We start from the raw sequence: 16,252 nt of genomic DNA on the forward strand, positions 1-16,252 counted from the left end.
CCGGTCGGGGCACCCCGGCACGGCCCTAGGGTGAACCCGTGGACTTCGACCCGGGCCGCCCCCCGACCGACGCCGACGACCACGTGCTCGCCGGGTGGCTGGCGGAGACCGCCGGCCGCCGGCTGCTCGGGGTGCGCGAGGAGGGGCTGGAGGGCCGGGCGCTCAAGGACGCCGGCGACCGGGCCGCCCACGAGCTGCTGATGGAGCTGCTCGGGGAGCACCGCCCCGGCGACGCGGTGCTGTCCGAGGAGGGCAAGGACGACAAGGTCCGGCTGAGCAGCGCACGGGTGTGGATCGTCGACCCGCTCGACGGCACCCGGGAGTTCTCCGAGCCGCCGCGCGACGACTGGGCCGTCCACGTCGCGCTCTGGGAGGCGGCCGCCGGGCCGGACGGCGAGGGTGACCTGGTGGCCGGCGCGGTGGCCCAGCCGGCGCTCGGCCGGACCTTCACGACCGCCGCCCCGGCCGTCGTACCTCCCCGGACCGCGCAGAAGCCCCGGATCGCGGTCTCGCGCAGCCGGCCGCCGGAGTGGATCGGGCCCCTGGTCGAGGCGCTCGACGGCGAGCTGGTCGCGATGGGCTCGGCGGGCGCGAAGGTGATCTCGGTGGTCCGCGACGTCACCGACGCCTACGTGCACGCCGGCGGACAGTACGAGTGGGACTCCGCCGCGCCCGTGGCGGTGGCTCGCGCGGCCGGGTTGTTCACCTCGCGGGTGGACGGCTCACCGCTGCGCTACAACCAGGACGACGTCTACCTGCCGGACCTCGTGGTATGCCGCCCCGAGCTCGCCGACGCGATCCTGGCCCACCTGGCCGCGCACGGGACCGGGTGACCGGTCTCGACGGGAGGGTTCAGTAGGCGCCCTTGTGCGCGAGCACCGCGCCCAGGGTCCGAGCCGCGATGCTCAGGTCGAGCGACCACGACCAGTTGTCGACGTACTGCAGGTCCATCCGCACCGTGTCCTCCCAGGAGAGGTCCGAGCGGCCGGAGACCTGCCACAGGCCGGTCATGCCCGGCTTCACGACGAGCCGGCGACAGAGGTCCGGGCTGTAGCCCCGCACCTCCTCGGGCAGGGCCGGCCGGGGACCGACCAGCGACATCTCACCGGTGAGCACGTTGACCAGCTGCGGCAGCTCGTCGAGGGAGTACTTCCGCAGGACCGCACCGACGCGGGTGACCCGAGGGTCCTGCCTGATCTTGAAGAGCACGCCGTTGCGGTCGGACTCGTTCTCCTGGGCGAGGTGGTGGCGGACCTCGTGCGCGTCGACGGTCATGGTGCGGAACTTGTGCACGGTGAAGGGCCGGCCGTTGCGGCCGACTCGGGTCTGGTGGAACCACGCCGGGCCGGGCGAGTCGAGCCGGATCAGCACCGTGACCAGCAGCAGCAGCGGTGCCAGCAGGAAGAGCAGGACGGCCGCGGCGACCCGGTCGACCGCACCCTTCAGCAGCTGGCCCGGTCCGCCGAGGCGGGCGGGTCGCACCTGCAGGAGCTGCGCGCCACCCAGCCTGGTCGCCCCGAGCCGCGCGTCGGCGACGTCGCGGAGCTTCGGGCTCACGAGCAGCTGCACCTTGCGGTCCTGGAGCCAGGCCGCCCACCGGCGCAGCTCCCGGTGGCCGATCCCGTCACCCGGCACGACGACGACGGCGTCGGCATCGTGGCTCCCGATCACGTCCAGCAGGTTGTCCTCCACGCCGTGGCGCACGTCCACCGGCCAGGGCTCGCCGGCGCCCTGTTCGTCCCGGTCCGTGCCGTGGAGGCAGACCGCGACCGGAGCGAACGTGCGCCGGGCCGGCCGCTCTGCCTCTGCGAGCAGCTCACGGACGTCGGGCTCGGGGCCGACCAGGACCACCGACACCGGCCGTGGCGGCGAGACCAGGGGGAGCAGGAGGCGCACGCCGATCGAGGCCAGGACCGAGCCGCCGGCGAAGAGGAGGGTCATCGCCGCCAGGGTGCGCGGGGTCTGGCCGTCGGCCACGTGCGGCGCGACGGTCAGCGTCGCCCACGCCGCCGTGGCGATGCCGGCGCCGGCGGCCAGCAGCGGCCGCACCCGCAGCGCGTAGGGGTCTTCGGACATCCGCGAGTAGCCGTCGGTGAGGGCCACGGCCACCGGCCAGGCGGACAGGACGACCACGAAGAACAGCGGCAGCCCGACGCCCGGCGTGAGGGCCGCGGTGACCAGCAGTGCGGCCCCGGCGGCGAACAGGTCGAGCGCGGCGACGACCCACCATCCGAGCCCTCGGCGAGAGGTCCGTCGCGGGACGACGACGTCGTGATGGCTCGGGAAGGTCGTGGCGACCGGACCCAGCCCCGTCGTCAGCGTCATCCCGCCACCCCCCAGTGGACCGAATAGGACTTCGATCTGAACAGGCGCTCAACCTAGAAAGGCTTGTGCGACGCGTTCATCACGCATTTCGGGCATGTTCCGGACTAATCTCCGGGCCGGCTTGTCTAGGCCGGTGCCGACCAGCCGGTCTGCCGCGCCACGCCGACGGCGGCGACCTGCGAGGAGACATGGAGCTTCGCGAGCACGGCCTTGACCTGGGTGCGCACCGTGGCCTCGGAGACCAGCCAGGCCTGGGCGATCTCCCGGACCGTCCGGCCGAGCATCAGCTGGCCCAGGACCTGCGCCTCGCGTGCGGTGAGGGCCGAGAGCCGGCGGCGCTGCTCGTGCGCCTGCGCACGGTCCGCCATGAAGTGCCGGATCAGCGACTCGCGCTCCTCGACGGTGGTCACCGCGAGCCCCTGCTGGAGGCGGCGGACCGTGGCGAGGCACTCCCGCAGCGGCGCGGCCTTGCTCAGCACCTTCCGCGCCCCGCACCGCGCAGCCTCTCCCCACCGGCTGCGATCTGCGCTCGCGGTGAGGACGACGACGTCGACCCCGGCCCGCGTCAGCGGTTCGATCAGCGCCGCTCCGTCCCCCGCCGGGCCGAGGTCGAGATCGAGCAGCACCAGACGGGGCCGCAGGCGCAGCACCGCCGACACCAGCGCGGCTGGGGTCGCGTTGTCCTCCGGGACCGCCACCGGGCGGACGTCGTAGCCCTCGATGGTGAGCGTGAGCTCCATCGAGTCACTGAAGAGCGCATGGTCGTCGACGAGCACGATCCGGTAGTCCTTGCGGGAGGGTGACCCTGCCCCAGTGGTCATGCACGACAAGAGCCCCCGGACGGGATCCAGATACGCGCGGGCGGACGCCGGATCAGGAGGTGACGACCGGCGGGCGCCAGCCCACCTTGTGCGCGAGCCCGACCGCGGCCAGCTGCGAGGTGACGTCCAGCTTGGCGAGGATCGACTTCACCTGGGTGCGCACGGTCGCCTCGGAGACCACGCTCGAGGCGGCGATCTCGCGGACCGTGTGCCCCTTCATCAGGTGCGCGAGCACCTCGCGCTCGCGCACGGTGAGCTGGTCCAGGCGCGCCTCCAGCTCGACCAGTCCGGACCGTTCCTCGGCCCAGGTGCGCAGCAGCTCCTCGCGCTCCTCGCGGGTCATCACCTGCAGCCCCTGGTTGATCCGCCGCACGGTGGCCAGGATGTCGTTGAGCGGCCGTGACTTCGCGAGCACCTTGCGCGCGCCGTAGCGGACGGCCTCGCCCCACCGCGCGCGGTCGACCGACGCCGTCACGACGACGACGTTGATCCCGGCGCGGGCCAGGGGGGCGATCAGCTTCTCGCCGTCACCGAACCGGCCCAGGTCGAGGTCGAGCAGGACCACCCGCGGGTGGCGGCGGGTCACGGCGGTGATCAGTGCCCCGGGCGCCTGCTCCTTGTCCGGGATCGCCACCCGCCGGACGTCGTACCCCTCGACCGTGAGCGCGAGCTCCAGCGACTCTGCGAAGAGGACGTGGTCCTCGACGATGACGATCCGGAACTTGCTACGCGACGTGGCAGGCCTGGTCACCGGCCACCACCACCTTCGTGGGGAGGAGTGCCACGAACGTCGCGCCCACCCGGCCGTCGTCGAGCAGCTCGAGGCGGCCGCCGCGGGCCGTGGCGAGCCGGCGCGCGATCGCCAGCCCGAGCCCCTGGCCCTGGGAGTCGGCGCCCTTGACCTCGGGGTCGAAGATCCGGCCGCGGTCCTCCGGCGAGACCCCGGGGCCCTGGTCGGAGCAGACGATCTCGACGCCTCGGGAGTAGGCGCTGACGTCCAGGGTCACCGGACCGCCGCCGCCGTGTCGCGCCGCGTTCTCGAGCAGGATGTTGCACACCTCGGCGAGCTCGTCCGGGTTGCCGTAGGCCTCCTCGCCGCACGGCTGCCACGAGACGTGCCGGCCGCGCGCCTGGTGGCTCACGACCACCGGCTCGATGACGTCGTCCAGCCAGATCGCGCGGTCCTCGCCGCCCCGGAGCCCCTCCACCCGTCGCTGCATGAGCCGCTCGAGGCGAGCGAGCTCGGCGGTGAGCATGCTCTCCAGCCGCTGGCGGCGGTGCGTGGTGACCGCGCCCGGCTGGCGCATGACCCGTGAGGCCGTGGTGATGCCGGCGAGCGTCGCCCCGACCTCGTGCAGCAGCTCACGGTCCTCGAGGACCCCCGCGCGCACCTCCTCGAGCGATCGCTGCAGGTGCTTGATCTCGTTCTGGCTGTCCATGACCGAGCGGCGCAGCATCTGCTGGGCCATCGAGCACAGCAGCAGCGCACCCAGCAGGTAGGCGGCGATGGCGCCGGCCAGCAGCACGGTGTGGTGCTGGCCGAGGTTGGCCGTGCACTGGGCGGCGGTGAGGAGCAGGGCCGCGGCCGAGAGGCGGCGGCGGACCCGCAGGGAGACCCTGGTCCGTCCGAGCACGACCCAGACCAGGAGCAGGCTCGCCACGACGACGAGGAGGTCGAGCATGGCGCCGTCGAAGGTGCCGAGGCTCAACGGCGGTGCGACGACCCGCGTCAGGCCGTAGGCCGCCGGGATGAGCACCGCCGCCACTGTGCAGACCAGCACCGGCTCGCCGGGCACGTCCACGCGGTCGGCGACCGCGGCTGCCGCGCACAGCACCAGGACGAGCGCGAGCTGTCCGACGACGGCCCAGCTGTCCCGGCCGGGCTCGCCCACCGCGACCAGCAGCAGCCCGTTGACGCCGTAGGCGGCCAGCCCGACCGTCAGCCAGCGGGCGAGCCGCTCGTCGAGCTCACCTCCCTGGGTGACGGAGACCATCCGCCAGTGGAAGTAGGTGAGCACTGCCGCTCCGAGCACCAGCCCGTAGGAGACGAGCCCGCTGACGTGCACCAGCCGAGCCAGGCTCTCCTCGTCGCCGGCGCCGAGCAGGATCGCGATCGACGGAAGCGTCGAGATGACACCGACGTAGGCACCCATCCGGGTGTCCGAGGTGTGCAGGCGTGCAACGCCCATGTGGATGACCCCCCCAGGTCCGTCGGCGACCAGACTGCGTCCTGCCCGAGCAACACGCGGACCCGCATCGAGTGCGAACGGACCGACATGTTGGCCCCGCCTACGAGAGCCCCTTGGAAAACGAGGAGCACTAGAAGTCGGGGAAGTTGTTGCTGACTTCTTGCTGGGGGATCGGGACCAGACGCTATACCAGATCTGGGGGACGCGAATGGCCCGATCGGGCCATTTGCGAGCGTGGGTTCTGTGCACGACCTCACGCTCTCCGCGCAGCGTTCACCTCCTGTTCGCCGTCCCCAATATCCATGAGCGCGCCTGACTGCTCTGGACCACCGGGCCTCCGACAGGCAAACCTGAGCGAGCGGGGGTGTCGGACATGTCCGGTCTGAACCGGTTCCAGGTAGGGGGTTGGTCATGGTGTCGCTCACGGTGTCCCCGAGTGCTGCACCCTCGTGGCTCCGTCAGCCCGTCCGCGTAGCGGTGGCGAGTGACCACCAGCTCGTAGCAGAGGCAGTGGTTGCCGCATTGCGCAACCGCTCCTTCGAGCCGCTGCTGGTCCGATGGCCGCCGAGCAGGCCCGGCCCGTCGGCGAAGTCGCGCCGGCGCCGGGCGTTCCGGCGTTCGATCGGACCGCCTCCGGACGTCGGGCTCCTGCTCAGCGACCTCTCGCGGATGGATCAGGTGCTCGCCGCCCAGACCATCGTCAGCGGCCTGCCGCTGCCGTGGCTGGTGATGGCCGGCGTCGCCCGTGGACCCGCCTGGGGCGCGCTCTACGAGGGCGGCGCGAACCTGGTCGTGCCCAGCGACACCGGGCTGGTCGACGCCTGTGACCTGCTGACCGACCTGTCCGCGGGCCGCAAGCCGGGTGCCCAGCGGCGCGACCGCCGCGAGCTGATCCAGGGGTGGCGCAGCTTCGCCACGCAACGCAGCGACCTGACCGCGCGGCTGGAGACGTTGACCGACCGGGAGGAGGCGATCCTCCAGCAGCTGCACCAGGGGTTCCCGGTCCGCAACATCGCCGAGCAGTCCGAGGTCGCCGAGGCCACCGTCCGCAGCCAGGTCAAGGCGATCCTCAAGAAGCTGGACGTGAACTCGCAGATGGCCGCGGTCGCGGTCTACGAGAACGTGCTGACCGACTCGACGACGTACGCCGACGTCTGCTGAACCCCGCCTGCCCGGCCCCCGTCACCGAAATGGGTGAGCGTCGGGCACGGCTGCGCACACCCGGCTCACGCCTTGCGCATATTCGACACGTGGCTGCTGTGGCAGGGGTCGTGATACCCGCACACAACGAGGAACGCGTCATCGCGCGCACCCTCGAGCGCCTCGCTGACGGCGTCTCGCCCGGCGACCTCGACGTGGTCGTCGTGTGCAACGGCTGCACCGACCGGACCGCCACGGTGGCCCGGGCGGCGGCTCCGTGGGCCCGGGTCCTGGACGTGCCGAAGCCGTCGAAGGTCGAGGCCGTCCGGGTGGGCAACGCCGCCGGGACGGTCTTCCCGCGGGTCCACCTCGACGCCGACGTCGCCATCTCGGGCGCCGACGTGCTCAACCTCGTCCAGCCGCTGCGGGAGCCGGGCGTGCTGGCCACGGCGCCACAGAGGGTGCTGGTCCGCGACCGGTCCAGCCGGCTCGTGCGCTGGTTCTACGACGTCTGGGAGCAGCTGCCCCAGGTGCGCACCGGCCTGTTCGGGCGCGGCGTCGTCGCCGTCTCCGAGGAGGGCCAGCGCCGCGTGGACGGGCTGCCTCGGCTGATGAGCGACGACCTGGCCATCTCCGAGGTGTTCGAGCCGGGTGAGCGGCGGGTGGTGTGGACCGCGTTCGCCGAGGTCCGGGCTCCCGGGACCTTCCGCGACCTGATCCGCCGGCGGGTGCGCGTGGCCACCGGCAACGCCCAGGCGGTCCAGGCCGACGTACGCCGCCCCGAGTCGTCGACGACCCTGGCCACGTTGGCCCGGCTGTCGCTGCGGAAGCCGTCGCTGGCTCCGCGGGTCCCCCTGTTCCTGCTCGTCGGCGTCGTCGCGCGGCTGCAGTCGCGCCGGGCGGTCCGGTCCGGCGACTTCACCACCTGGCTGAGGGACGAGAGCTCTCGTGCGTGACCGCACGACCGCGCGTCGGTCGGTCCAGAGCGGCGTCCTGGGGGACTGACGGTGCACGCGGTCGTGGTCCAGGACGACCTCACCACCACGTCCGCGGTCGCCCACGAGTGTGTCGCCGTCCTCGACGAGACCACCACCCTGAGCGGGCGCGCGCTGACCCGCGCGGTTGCCCTCCTCGACCACGAACCGACGGTGGGCACCGTCTTCGTCTCACCGGGCGAGGGGCGCCGGGACGCCGTGGAGTCCGGCCACCGCTGGCTGCGCCAGGCCGCCGCGCACGGGCCCGACACGATCGGCAGCCGCTGGACGGTGATGCGGCGTACGACCTTCGAGGCCGCGAGCCAGCAGGGGCTGGGCACGAGGAGCGGCGAGCTGTCCCTGTGGCTGCGGGCCGCAGCGCTGGCCGACGTGGCCCACGTGGCCGAGCCGCTGCCGGTCGGCTCCTTCCGTGCCGCGAGCCGCCTCACCGCCCGGGTCGGCGAGCTCACCGAGCTGCACGAGCGCGCCCACGCGTTCCGGGACCTGTTCGGGTCCTTCGCGCCGCTGCGCGACCAGGCGCGGCTGCGCTCCTCCGCCTACCGCGCCCTGGCGCGCAGTGCCCGGAGCAGGGCCCGGGTGGCGGCGCACGAGGGCGACCCGGTCGAGGCCTCGCTGTGCCGGCACCTGGCTCGCGACATCGACCGCTGGCGGCGCCGGGGGTGAAGCGGCGGCCACCCCCAATTTGTGGTACGTGCCGGCGTCCACCAGGGGTGCCCGACCGAGGGCAGGAATGATCCCGGACGATGGATGCGCTGCGACTGCCCGACGGACCTCTGGAGGTCCTGTGCGTCGGCGCCCACCCCGACGACGTCGAGATCGGGTGTGGGGGGACCCTCCTGCGCCTCGCGGAGCGGGCCGACCTGAGCCTCACCGTCGCCGTGCTCACCGGGACGCCGGACCGGGCCGCCGAGTCGGCCGGCGCGCTCCAGGAGATCCTGCCCGGGGTCAAGACGCACTTCGCGGCACTGCCCGACGGCCGGCTGCCGACCCACTGGGAGGCGGCGAAGGAGCAGCTCGAGGAGCTCGCCCGGCACTGCCGGCCCCAGCTGGTGCTGACCCATCGCGTCGACGACGCCCACCAGGACCACCGGACCTTGGGCGTGATGGTGACCACCGTCTGGCGGGACGCGCTGGTCCTGCACTTCGAGATCCCCAAGTGGGACGGCGACATGAGCTCCCCGTCGCACTACGTCGGGCTCACCGCCGAGCAGGCCCGGCGCAAGGTGGACCTGCTCAACCGGCACTTCCCGAGCCAGCACGCCCACGACTGGTGGGACGACGAGGTCTTCCTCGGGCTGATGCGGCTGCGGGGCATGGAGTGCCGGCGCCCCTACGCCGAGGCCTTCCACGTGTCCAAGGCGCTGGTGGAGGTCTAGATGACTGATTCCAAGGGCTCGCACGCTACGCGACGCTCAGCATCCACGCTGGCGGCGTTGCGGACGCTCGTTGGACGACCAAGTACGACGTCGCGCCCGCGCCTTGCCAGCGTGGCGCTGAACGCCGCTCGCTTGCACGATCCCTCGGAATCAGTCATCTAGGCCGGTGGAGGTCCAGGACTGATGCATGTCGAGACCGCGGAGCTCAGCGACGTGCTGCTGTTCCGGCCCTCGCCGCACCGCGACGAGCGCGGCTTCTTCACCCGCACCTTCGACGCCGAGGTGGCGGCGGCGTACGGCCTCGACCCGGCGGCGTTCGTCCAGGACTCCCAGTCGCGCTCAGGCGGCGGGACCCTGCGCGGGCTCCACGGCCGCGGCGGCGCCGGCGAGGCCAAGCTGGTCCGCTGCGCCCGCGGCGCGATCCTCGACGTGATCGTCGACGCCCGGCCCGGCTCCCCGACGTTCGGGCAGCACCAGGCCTTCCGCCTCGACGACGAGGACTTCTGCATGCTCTACGTCCCGCGCGGCCTCCTGCACGGCTTCCAGGTGCTCAGTGAGGTCGCCGACATCTGCTACCGGATCGACCGGCCGCACGACCCCACCGAGGACCTCTCGGTGCGCTACGACGACCCGGACCTGGGCATCGCCTGGCCGATGCCGGTCGACACGCTCAGCCCGCGGGACCGGTCCGCCGGCTCCTGGCGCGAGCTCACCTCGAGCCATGTCAGCGGCTGAGGCCCACCTCTGCCGGGGCTGCCGGTCGACCAGGGGCCAGGTCGTGCTGGACCTCGGCGACCAGCCGGCCGCCGACCACTTCCCGCTCGCCACGGACCCGGGGCCGGATCCGCGCCACCCGCTCGCGATGTGGTGGTGCGCCGACTGTGGCCTGGCCCAGCTGCTCGCCGACGCCACGGTCCCCGACGAGCCCCGTGCGATCGAGCCGCGGGCGGCGGTCAGGCAGGCCCACGAGGCAGTCGCGGAGCTCGTCGGCGCGGGTCTGCTCGTCCCCGGTGGGTTCATCGAGTTCGCGAGCCCGCACGGCGGCTCCTGGCGCGGGGCGCTGGAGGAGTGCGGCTTCCGCCCGGCGCAGGGCGACCGGGCGGGCGTCGTCATCGACGTCTACGGGCTGATGCACGACCGCGACCAGGCCGCGGGCCTGCGGGCCCGGGCCGCGGCGTTGACCGACGACGGGACGCTGGTCCTGCAGTTCCCGACCTACGCCGCCACCGTGCGGCGCCGCGAGTGGAACGCGCTGCGCCACGGCCACTTCGCCTACCACAGCGTCCCGGCCGCCCGGCGGCTGCTGGACGCTGCCGGGCTGACCGCCTTCGCCGCACGCACGTACTCGCTCTACAGCGGCTCGGTCCTCCTGCTCGCCTCGCGCAGCGGTGCCGGGCCTGCGACCGAGGCCGCGGCGCTCGATGAGCTGGAGCGAGCCGAGCTGGCCGCCGGCGTCCTGGACCCGACGGCGATGGCCGCCCTGGGGGCCGCGCTCGAGGACGACGTCTCCCGGCTGCGGCGCTGGGTCGACGACCAGCCCGGCGGCGCCTGGCTCTACGGCGCCGGGTCACGGGCCGTCGCGGTGCTCGCGGCGGCCGGCCTGCGACCGGGTGCGGTCGCCGGGATCGCCGACGGTGCGCCGGCCAAGCAGGGACGGAGGATGCCCGGGACGGACATCCCGGTCGTCGCGCCCGAGGCGCTGCTGGCCGCCGATCCGGACCACATCCTCCTGATGCTCCCCGACCTCGCCGACGAGCTCCGCGACGCCTGGCCGTCGATGGCCGACCGCTGGGTCGTCTACGGGAGCCACTGACTCCCACACGCGGTCGGCGACCCCGGAACGCTCAGAAGATCTCGAGCCTCGGCAACGGGACCACGAGCTGCGCGCCCCACTGGCGGGTGTACTCCAGCTGGGCGGCGATCTCCTCACGGAGGTTCCACGGCAGGATCAGGATGTAGTCCGGGCGGGTCGCGGCCAGCGTCTCCGGCGGGTGGATCGGGATGTGGGTCCCGGGCAGGAACATCCCCTGCTTGAAGGTGCTCCGGTCGACGGTGTAGTCGAGCAGGTCCTCACGCACGCCCGCGTGGTTGAGCAGCGTGTTGCCCTTCCCCGGCGCGCCGTAGCCCGCCACGGCCTTGCCCTTGCGACGCGCCGCGATCAGGAACTCCACCAGGTCGTCGCGCGCGGCGCTGACCACCTTGGCGAAGCCCGCGTGGCCCTTGACCGTGTCGAGCCCGGCGGCCCGCTCGTCCCCGAGCACCTTGGCGACCCGCTCGCTGGGCTCGGTCGCGGTCTCGGCCGGCATCGACCAGGTCCGCAGTGACCCGCCGTGCGTCGTGAGCTCCTCGACGTCGACGACCACCAGGCCGGCCTCGGCCAGCACCCGCTGGGTCGTGAGCAGCGAGAGGTAGGAGTAGTGCTCGTGGTAGATCGTGTCGTAGAGCCGGTCCTCGATCAGCCGCAGCAGGTGCGGGATCTCGATGGTCACCGTGCCGTCGTCCTCGAGCAGGGCGCGCAGCCCACGGGCGAAGTCGACGATGTCCGGCACGTGCGCGAACACGTTGTTGGCGACCACCAGGTCGGCCTTGCCGTGCTCGGCCGCGACGGCGGTGCCGGTGGCCTCGCCGAGGAACTCGCAGACCGTGTCGATGCCCTTGGCCCGGGCCACGTCCGCGATGTTCGCGGCCGGCTCGATCCCGAGCCGGCGGATGCCGCGGTCGCGGACGTGCTGGAGCAGGTAGCCGTCGTTGCTGGCGACCTCGACGACGAAGGATTCCTCGGTCAGGCCGAGCCGCGCGACAGCCTGGTCGACGTAGCGCTTCGCGTGGGCCACCCAGGAGTCGCTGTAGGACGAGAAGTAGGCGTAGTGGCTGAAGATCTCCTCACCCGCGAGGTAGGCCGGCAGCTGGACGAGGAGGCAGGTCGAGCAGATCCGGACGTGCAGCGGGTAGAACACCTCGCCACGGTCGAGCTGGTCCGCCTCGAGGTAGCTCTCGCACGGCGGTGACATGCCGAGGTCGACGAACGTCTGCGTCAGGTCGCTGCCGCACAGACGGCACTTCGGGAAGTTCATCCGAAACCTCTCGGTGTCAGGCGGATCCGCCGGATCATGGACTGTGGTGGACGCTACGGGCGACATCACCGGTGCCGGCCCGGCCGCCCGCGACGTACCCTGAATTGGGGGAGGAGAAGGTGCTCAGCCGCGCAGCCGTTTGACGGCTCGGGCGGCGCGCGATCGCGCTCGCCGCGCGAGTGGCGGACGCTCGTCCATCACCCTCGCGACCCAGTCCGGCCCGTCGTCGCGGCGGATGCTCGTCCGCGCCTGGAGCCACGCCGTCGGGCGGGCCCAGCCGCCGTCGCTGGTGTAGACCCGGGAGGCGCCGGTCCGGCGCAGGCAGCGCAGGACATGGCGATCGTAGGAGCCGAACGGCACCGCGACCTCGGATACCTCCGAGCCGGTCAGCCGCTCGAGGTGCCGCCGGGCGCGGACCATCTCGTCGTGGACGCCGGCAGCGCCACCCGGCCCCCAGTCGAGCGTGCGCCAGTCCCGGTGCGTCCAGCCGTGCGAGCCGATCGTCATGCCGGCACCGTGCAGCTCGCGTACCGCCGACTCGTCGAGCCGTCCGGGCTCGCCGAGCAGCCCCGGGCAGAGGTAGAAGCGGGCCTTCAGGCCGCGCTCGAGCAGCCGGGGCAGGCCGATCTCGACGTCGGAGGAGTTGCCGTCGTCGAAGGTGATGACCACGTCGTGTCGTCCGACGGCCGCGTCCAGCACCCGCTCGAGCTGCTCGACCGAGGTCCACACCTGGTCCTCGCCGTCCTCCAGCGGGCGCGCCGGCAGCGGCCCGACCCCGTGCACGTTGACGTTGACGACCCACCGGCCGAGCACGTTCCCGGGAGCCGTGCGTCGGTCCATGCGTGTCAGTCGCACTTCTTCCATCTGGGTCGGGTGCCTCCGGCGCTCGTCTGGACCTCAGGGCACGCGTGCCATCCAGCAGCACTCTTGCCTGTTGCTGGAGGGACTCTCCTGTCCTCGGTCGTGCCGGCGTGCCGTTCGGGGGCGCATACCCCTCAATTGGGTATCAGGACCCTCATGACGAGGCCGGCTCGGCCTCGGGCCGGGCCACCATTCTCCTCCCGGTACGCCGCCCGGACAGCACGTGCGCGACGAGATCCGGGGCGTGGGTCGGGACGTCGTGGTGGGCGAGCCGGAGGTAGGGGCTGGACGGGTCCCGGCGCAGCTCCTGCGGGAACAGTGCCACGAGCCCGCCGGCGTAGGTCGCCGACCGTGCCGCCGGCCGCTCGAAGCCGAACGCCGTGCGCAGCTCGGTGAGCAGGTCGGTCCCGTCAGCTGCGAGCAGGTGCGATGTCGGTGTCGCTCGCGGGTTGAGCTCGAGCAGGTGCGCGCGGCCCTCGTCGTCCAGGATGAAGTCGAGCCCGCACAGACCCGACAGCTCGAGGTTGCTGACGATCGACTTCACGGCGTAGGCCATGTCGGGGTTGTCGACGACGCGAACGACCGTCGAGGGCCCCGTCGGCCCGTCGCTCTCGACGACGACGGCCTGGACGGCCCCGAGCGCCGCGCCCCGGAAGCAGGCAACCGCCGCGTTCGCGGGCCGGCCGGCCACATAGGCCTGGATCGAGAGGGTGGGGCGGGTCCCGGCCAGCCGGTCCCGGAGCGGCCACGGGTCGCGCTCCACGACGAGGCGCTTGAGCGCGCGTGCCAGCGGAAGGCGGCGGCGCAGCTCGCGCCAGGCCCTGCGGCCGTCGGCCTCGTCGTACAGGACCGCGACGCCGCGTCCACCCCAGCTGCCGTCCGTCTTGAGCACCGCGGGACCGGGGTGGCGCCCGAACCACGCGGCAATGTCGTTCGCCGAGCGCACGGTCTCGGTCTCGGGACACAGGACCCCAGCGTCGCGCGCCATCGCCAGCACGGAGGCGCGGGCGTAGACGCCGCCGACCTTGTCCGGCGAACCGAGCGAGCGCTCGAGCCGCTCCCGCATCCGGGCCCCCGACCGGGTGCCGGGGTCGGAACTGGCGTGCAGCAACCCCAGGGCGTGGCGGGTGCGGTCGTCGACGGGGATGACCAGGTCGGCGTCGGACGCCTCGACCGCGTTTCGCAGGGAGCGCACAGGGTCGGCCAGGCCGAGGCGGTACGTGCGCTGGACTGCTGCGAGAGCGTGCAGGGTGCTTCCCCTCGGTGCGACGCCCTCGACCGTGCACCCGACCTCGTGGAGGTCGACAGCGAGCCGGGCCGCGCCCGGCCAGCGGAAGGTGGTGGCGACGAGCACCCTGAGCCGCGGTGCGGGCACCTCGAGCGCACCGCTGACCGCTCGCGCCAGCCGGGCCGCACCGGCGGCGGTCTGGGTCAGGTCGAGATGGTTGCCCTCGACCCGGTGTACGTCGAGACGCGTCAGCCAGGGCCGCCACAGCTCGGCCAGGTCGCACCCGAAGTCGGACTCGGTGGCCGCGAACAGCGTGACCGGGAGGTCGAGGACCCGGGGGCGCCAGGTGGCCATCACCGCGAGGTTGGCGTCCTGGACCGTGGCCGCACCGCCGGCGGCACCACCCGGGTCGGCGTTCGCCGCCCCCTGGCGGCCGCGCAGCCGGGTCGCCAGCCGTGCCGACCGGCCCGCCAGCTCCCGGATGGCCACCGTCGGCGGCTTGCCGACGAGGCCCCGGGCGTGGAGCCGGGCCCGGCTCACGGTCGCCTTCACGAACAGCGCGGTCGGCCAGTATCGCTGGTCGAAGAGGGAGTCCATCAGCCCGACGAACGTCACGGCCTCGCCCGCGTCGGTGAGCAGCCGCCCCGCCTCAAGGGCCAGCAGCCCCCCGAAGGAGTAGCCGAGCAGGCGGTACGGACCACTCGGCTGCTCGGCACGGATGACCTCGACCGTCGCTGCGGCCATCGACTCGATGGTGTCGGCCTCGCCCGGCTCGGCTGCGACCGCGAGGGCGACGACCCGCGGGTCGCCGGTGAGCCCGGCAGCGACGAGACCGAGCTCGTCGGTGGCGCCGCCCGCACCTCCGAGGACGAACAGGATGTCGTCGCTTCCGGGACGCAGCTCCTCAGCGGTCAGGCGGCACACCGGACCAGGTCCTGGGTGATCCGTCGCGCGGCGAACGAATCGCCGAACATGAAGCGCATCATCGGTCCGAACGACACCGCGGCCGAGAGCCCGAGGAAGTAGAGCCCGGGGACGGAGGACTCGAAGTGGCGGGAGAGCACGGGCGTCTTCGCGAGCGCGCGCACCTCGGACCGGAGGGCGGGGTCGAGGAACCCCAGTCGCTGCAGGTCAGCCCGGTAGCCCGTCGCGCAGATCACGTGGTCGGACTCCAGGGTGAGGGGCGGTCTGCCGTCGGCGCTGGCCAACACGATCCGGACGCCGTCGTCGACGGCCGTCACCCGCTGGAGCGAGCGCGAGGTGATGACCTCGACCGAGGACTCGAACGGCTCCTTCAGGTGCCAGGCGGAGCTCGGGCCGAGATGACGCCGCACGATCTCGGGGCGCCACCGCGCCGGCACCAGTCGGAACAGGTCGGGAGCGTCGCAGCTCGCCCGGGAGCGCCACCCCGGCCCCAGGCCGGATCCGGGCTTGTGCAGCCTCGCGAGGAGGCCGCGGCGCCCGCCGGTCGGCGGGGAGGAGAAGTGGACCGAGGGCGCCCGGGTCACGAGCCGGCTCCGAGCGCCGGCGCGGGCCAGCCAGACGGCGAGGTTGACCGCCGACGCACCGGCGCCGATCACGGTCACCTGCTGGCCCTCGAAGCGCTCGAGGTCGCGGTGAGTGCTGGAGTGGCTGACCAGCTCGGGCGGGAGGCCGTCGACGAGCTGCGGCATCGAGGCGAAGTGGGTGATCCCCGCGGCGACGACCACCTGCTTGGCGCGAAGCTCCTCGCCGTCGTCGAGCGCGAGCCGGAAGCCGCGGCCGTTGCGGACCACCGAGGTGACGGTGCGCTCGTCCAGGTCGGGCACGTAGCGGCGCTGGAAGTCCAGGCCGTAGTCCACGAACGTCTCGAGCGGCACCGGCTCGTCCGTGGGGTGGTACGGCAGCCCGCGCTCGAGGCAGTAGTCGGCCAAGGTCGCGCCGGGCTCCGGCGCGGAGAGGTTGGAGGCGAACCCGTCCGACTTCAGGTACATCCCGCGCGGCATCGCGGTCCGCCACGTGTCCAGCGGCCGGCCGAAGACGCGGAAGTCCGCCCGGCGGTGGTGCAGGTGCGCCGCGACCGAGAGGCCGTACGGTCCGGCACCGATGACTGCGGTGTCAGTCTCCGAGATCACAGCATGCTCCTCAGGGATCAATGCGACGTAGGTAAGGAGACCGATCGAACGCATCGGTCTCGGGGTTTCACGTACGTGCGGATTTCCCCGTCCGGTTGAGGACGACTTTCCGTCCGGCAGCGCAGGACC

At 73.0% G+C, this 16,252-nt stretch carries 15 protein-coding genes; 7 read left to right on the top strand and 8 right to left on the bottom strand.

Annotation, left to right across the window (positions count from 1 at the left end; genetic code table 11):
* Window positions 1–38 precede the first annotated feature (38 nt).
* Entirely contained in the window at window positions 39–833 is a 795-nt protein-coding gene (locus tag VFV89_RS14400; protein ID WP_329706640.1) for a 3'(2'),5'-bisphosphate nucleotidase CysQ, read from the top strand.
* 19 nt (window positions 834–852) lie between these two features.
* Here the strand turns inward: VFV89_RS14400 and VFV89_RS14405 are convergent, their stop codons facing one another.
* The 4 genes from VFV89_RS14405 to VFV89_RS14420 form a co-directional block, all read right to left on the bottom strand.
* Window positions 853–2,325 carry an exopolysaccharide biosynthesis polyprenyl glycosylphosphotransferase gene (locus tag VFV89_RS14405; RefSeq protein ID WP_329706641.1) on the bottom strand — a complete coding sequence of 491 codons (1,473 nt, stop codon included), beginning with the start codon at window positions 2,323–2,325 and terminating at the stop codon, window positions 853–855.
* A gap of 125 nt (window positions 2,326–2,450) precedes the next feature.
* Entirely contained in the window at window positions 2,451–3,146 is a 696-nt protein-coding gene (locus VFV89_RS14410) for a response regulator transcription factor (RefSeq protein ID WP_329706642.1), read from the bottom strand.
* Between the two features lie 52 nt (window positions 3,147–3,198).
* Window positions 3,199–3,897, bottom strand: a complete 699-nt coding sequence (locus VFV89_RS14415) for a response regulator transcription factor (RefSeq protein WP_329706643.1) — start codon at window positions 3,895–3,897, stop codon at window positions 3,199–3,201.
* Entirely contained in the window at window positions 3,872–5,335 is a 1,464-nt protein-coding gene (locus tag VFV89_RS14420; protein WP_329706644.1) for a HAMP domain-containing sensor histidine kinase, read from the bottom strand. The genes VFV89_RS14415 and VFV89_RS14420 overlap by 26 nt, the downstream gene beginning before the upstream one ends.
* 510 nt (window positions 5,336–5,845) lie before the next feature.
* Between VFV89_RS14420 and VFV89_RS14425 the strand changes: the two genes are divergently transcribed.
* From VFV89_RS14425 to VFV89_RS14450, 6 genes are all read left to right on the top strand, one after another.
* Window positions 5,846–6,496 (top strand): helix-turn-helix transcriptional regulator, encoded by a 651-nt coding sequence (locus VFV89_RS14425; protein ID WP_329706645.1) that lies wholly within the window; start codon window positions 5,846–5,848, stop codon window positions 6,494–6,496.
* A gap of 89 nt (window positions 6,497–6,585) precedes the next feature.
* A complete protein-coding gene (locus VFV89_RS14430) occupies window positions 6,586–7,431 on the top strand; it encodes a glycosyltransferase (RefSeq protein ID WP_329706646.1) in 846 nt (281 codons plus the stop codon).
* Window positions 7,432–7,482: 51 nt separating this feature from the next.
* Window positions 7,483–8,133, top strand: coding sequence for a hypothetical protein (locus tag VFV89_RS14435; protein WP_329706647.1), 651 nt, complete (start codon window positions 7,483–7,485; stop codon window positions 8,131–8,133).
* A gap of 80 nt (window positions 8,134–8,213) precedes the next feature.
* Window positions 8,214–8,846 (top strand): PIG-L deacetylase family protein, encoded by a 633-nt coding sequence (locus VFV89_RS14440; protein ID WP_329706648.1) that lies wholly within the window; start codon window positions 8,214–8,216, stop codon window positions 8,844–8,846.
* 183 nt (window positions 8,847–9,029) lie between these two features.
* The gene (locus tag VFV89_RS14445; RefSeq protein ID WP_329706649.1) at window positions 9,030–9,581 is read left to right on the top strand and encodes a dTDP-4-dehydrorhamnose 3,5-epimerase; all 552 of its coding nucleotides are present in this window, start codon (window positions 9,030–9,032) and stop codon (window positions 9,579–9,581) included.
* On the top strand, window positions 9,568–10,659 hold the full coding sequence (locus VFV89_RS14450; protein ID WP_329706650.1) for a methyltransferase domain-containing protein: 1,092 nt from the start codon (window positions 9,568–9,570) through the stop codon (window positions 10,657–10,659). Before VFV89_RS14445 ends, VFV89_RS14450 begins: the two co-directional genes overlap by 14 nt.
* A gap of 31 nt (window positions 10,660–10,690) precedes the next feature.
* Here VFV89_RS14450 and VFV89_RS14455 read toward each other — a convergent pair whose 3' ends face one another.
* The 4 genes from VFV89_RS14455 to VFV89_RS14470 form a co-directional block, all read right to left on the bottom strand.
* Window positions 10,691–11,920 (bottom strand): class I SAM-dependent methyltransferase, encoded by a 1,230-nt coding sequence (locus VFV89_RS14455; RefSeq protein ID WP_329706651.1) that lies wholly within the window; start codon window positions 11,918–11,920, stop codon window positions 10,691–10,693.
* Window positions 11,921–12,043: 123 nt separating this feature from the next.
* On the bottom strand, window positions 12,044–12,760 hold the full coding sequence (locus tag VFV89_RS14460; protein ID WP_329706652.1) for a polysaccharide deacetylase family protein: 717 nt from the start codon (window positions 12,758–12,760) through the stop codon (window positions 12,044–12,046).
* 175 nt (window positions 12,761–12,935) lie between these two features.
* Complete coding sequence (locus VFV89_RS14465; RefSeq protein WP_329706653.1) at window positions 12,936–14,933, bottom strand: thioesterase domain-containing protein; 1,998 nt, start codon at window positions 14,931–14,933, stop codon at window positions 12,936–12,938.
* On the bottom strand, window positions 14,921–16,123 hold the full coding sequence (locus VFV89_RS14470) for an NAD(P)-binding domain-containing protein (RefSeq protein WP_329706654.1): 1,203 nt from the start codon (window positions 16,121–16,123) through the stop codon (window positions 14,921–14,923). Before VFV89_RS14470 ends, VFV89_RS14465 begins: the two co-directional genes overlap by 13 nt.
* Window positions 16,124–16,252 lie beyond the last annotated feature (129 nt).

Source organism: Nocardioides sp., assembly GCF_036274455.1.
Lineage (GTDB): Bacteria > Actinomycetota > Actinomycetes > Propionibacteriales > Nocardioidaceae > Nocardioides.

Excerpts from the sequence above, each read along its gene's own strand:
- VFV89_RS14455 (WP_329706651.1), bottom strand. The coding sequence starts at position 11,920 with ATGAACTTCCCGAAGTGCCGTCTGTGCGGCAGCGACCTGACGCAGACG.
- VFV89_RS14445 (WP_329706649.1), top strand. The coding sequence starts at position 9,030 with ATGCATGTCGAGACCGCGGAGCTCAGCGACGTGCTGCTGTTCCGGCCC.
- VFV89_RS14450 (WP_329706650.1), top strand. The coding sequence starts at position 9,568 with ATGTCAGCGGCTGAGGCCCACCTCTGCCGGGGCTGCCGGTCGACCAGG.
- VFV89_RS14405 (WP_329706641.1), bottom strand. The coding sequence starts at position 2,325 with ATGACGCTGACGACGGGGCTGGGTCCGGTCGCCACGACCTTCCCGAGC.
- VFV89_RS14410 (WP_329706642.1), bottom strand. The coding sequence starts at position 3,146 with ATGACCACTGGGGCAGGGTCACCCTCCCGCAAGGACTACCGGATCGTG.
- VFV89_RS14460 (WP_329706652.1), bottom strand. The coding sequence starts at position 12,760 with ATGGACCGACGCACGGCTCCCGGGAACGTGCTCGGCCGGTGGGTCGTC.
- VFV89_RS14440 (WP_329706648.1), top strand. The coding sequence starts at position 8,214 with ATGGATGCGCTGCGACTGCCCGACGGACCTCTGGAGGTCCTGTGCGTC.
- VFV89_RS14420 (WP_329706644.1), bottom strand. The coding sequence starts at position 5,335 with ATGGGCGTTGCACGCCTGCACACCTCGGACACCCGGATGGGTGCCTAC.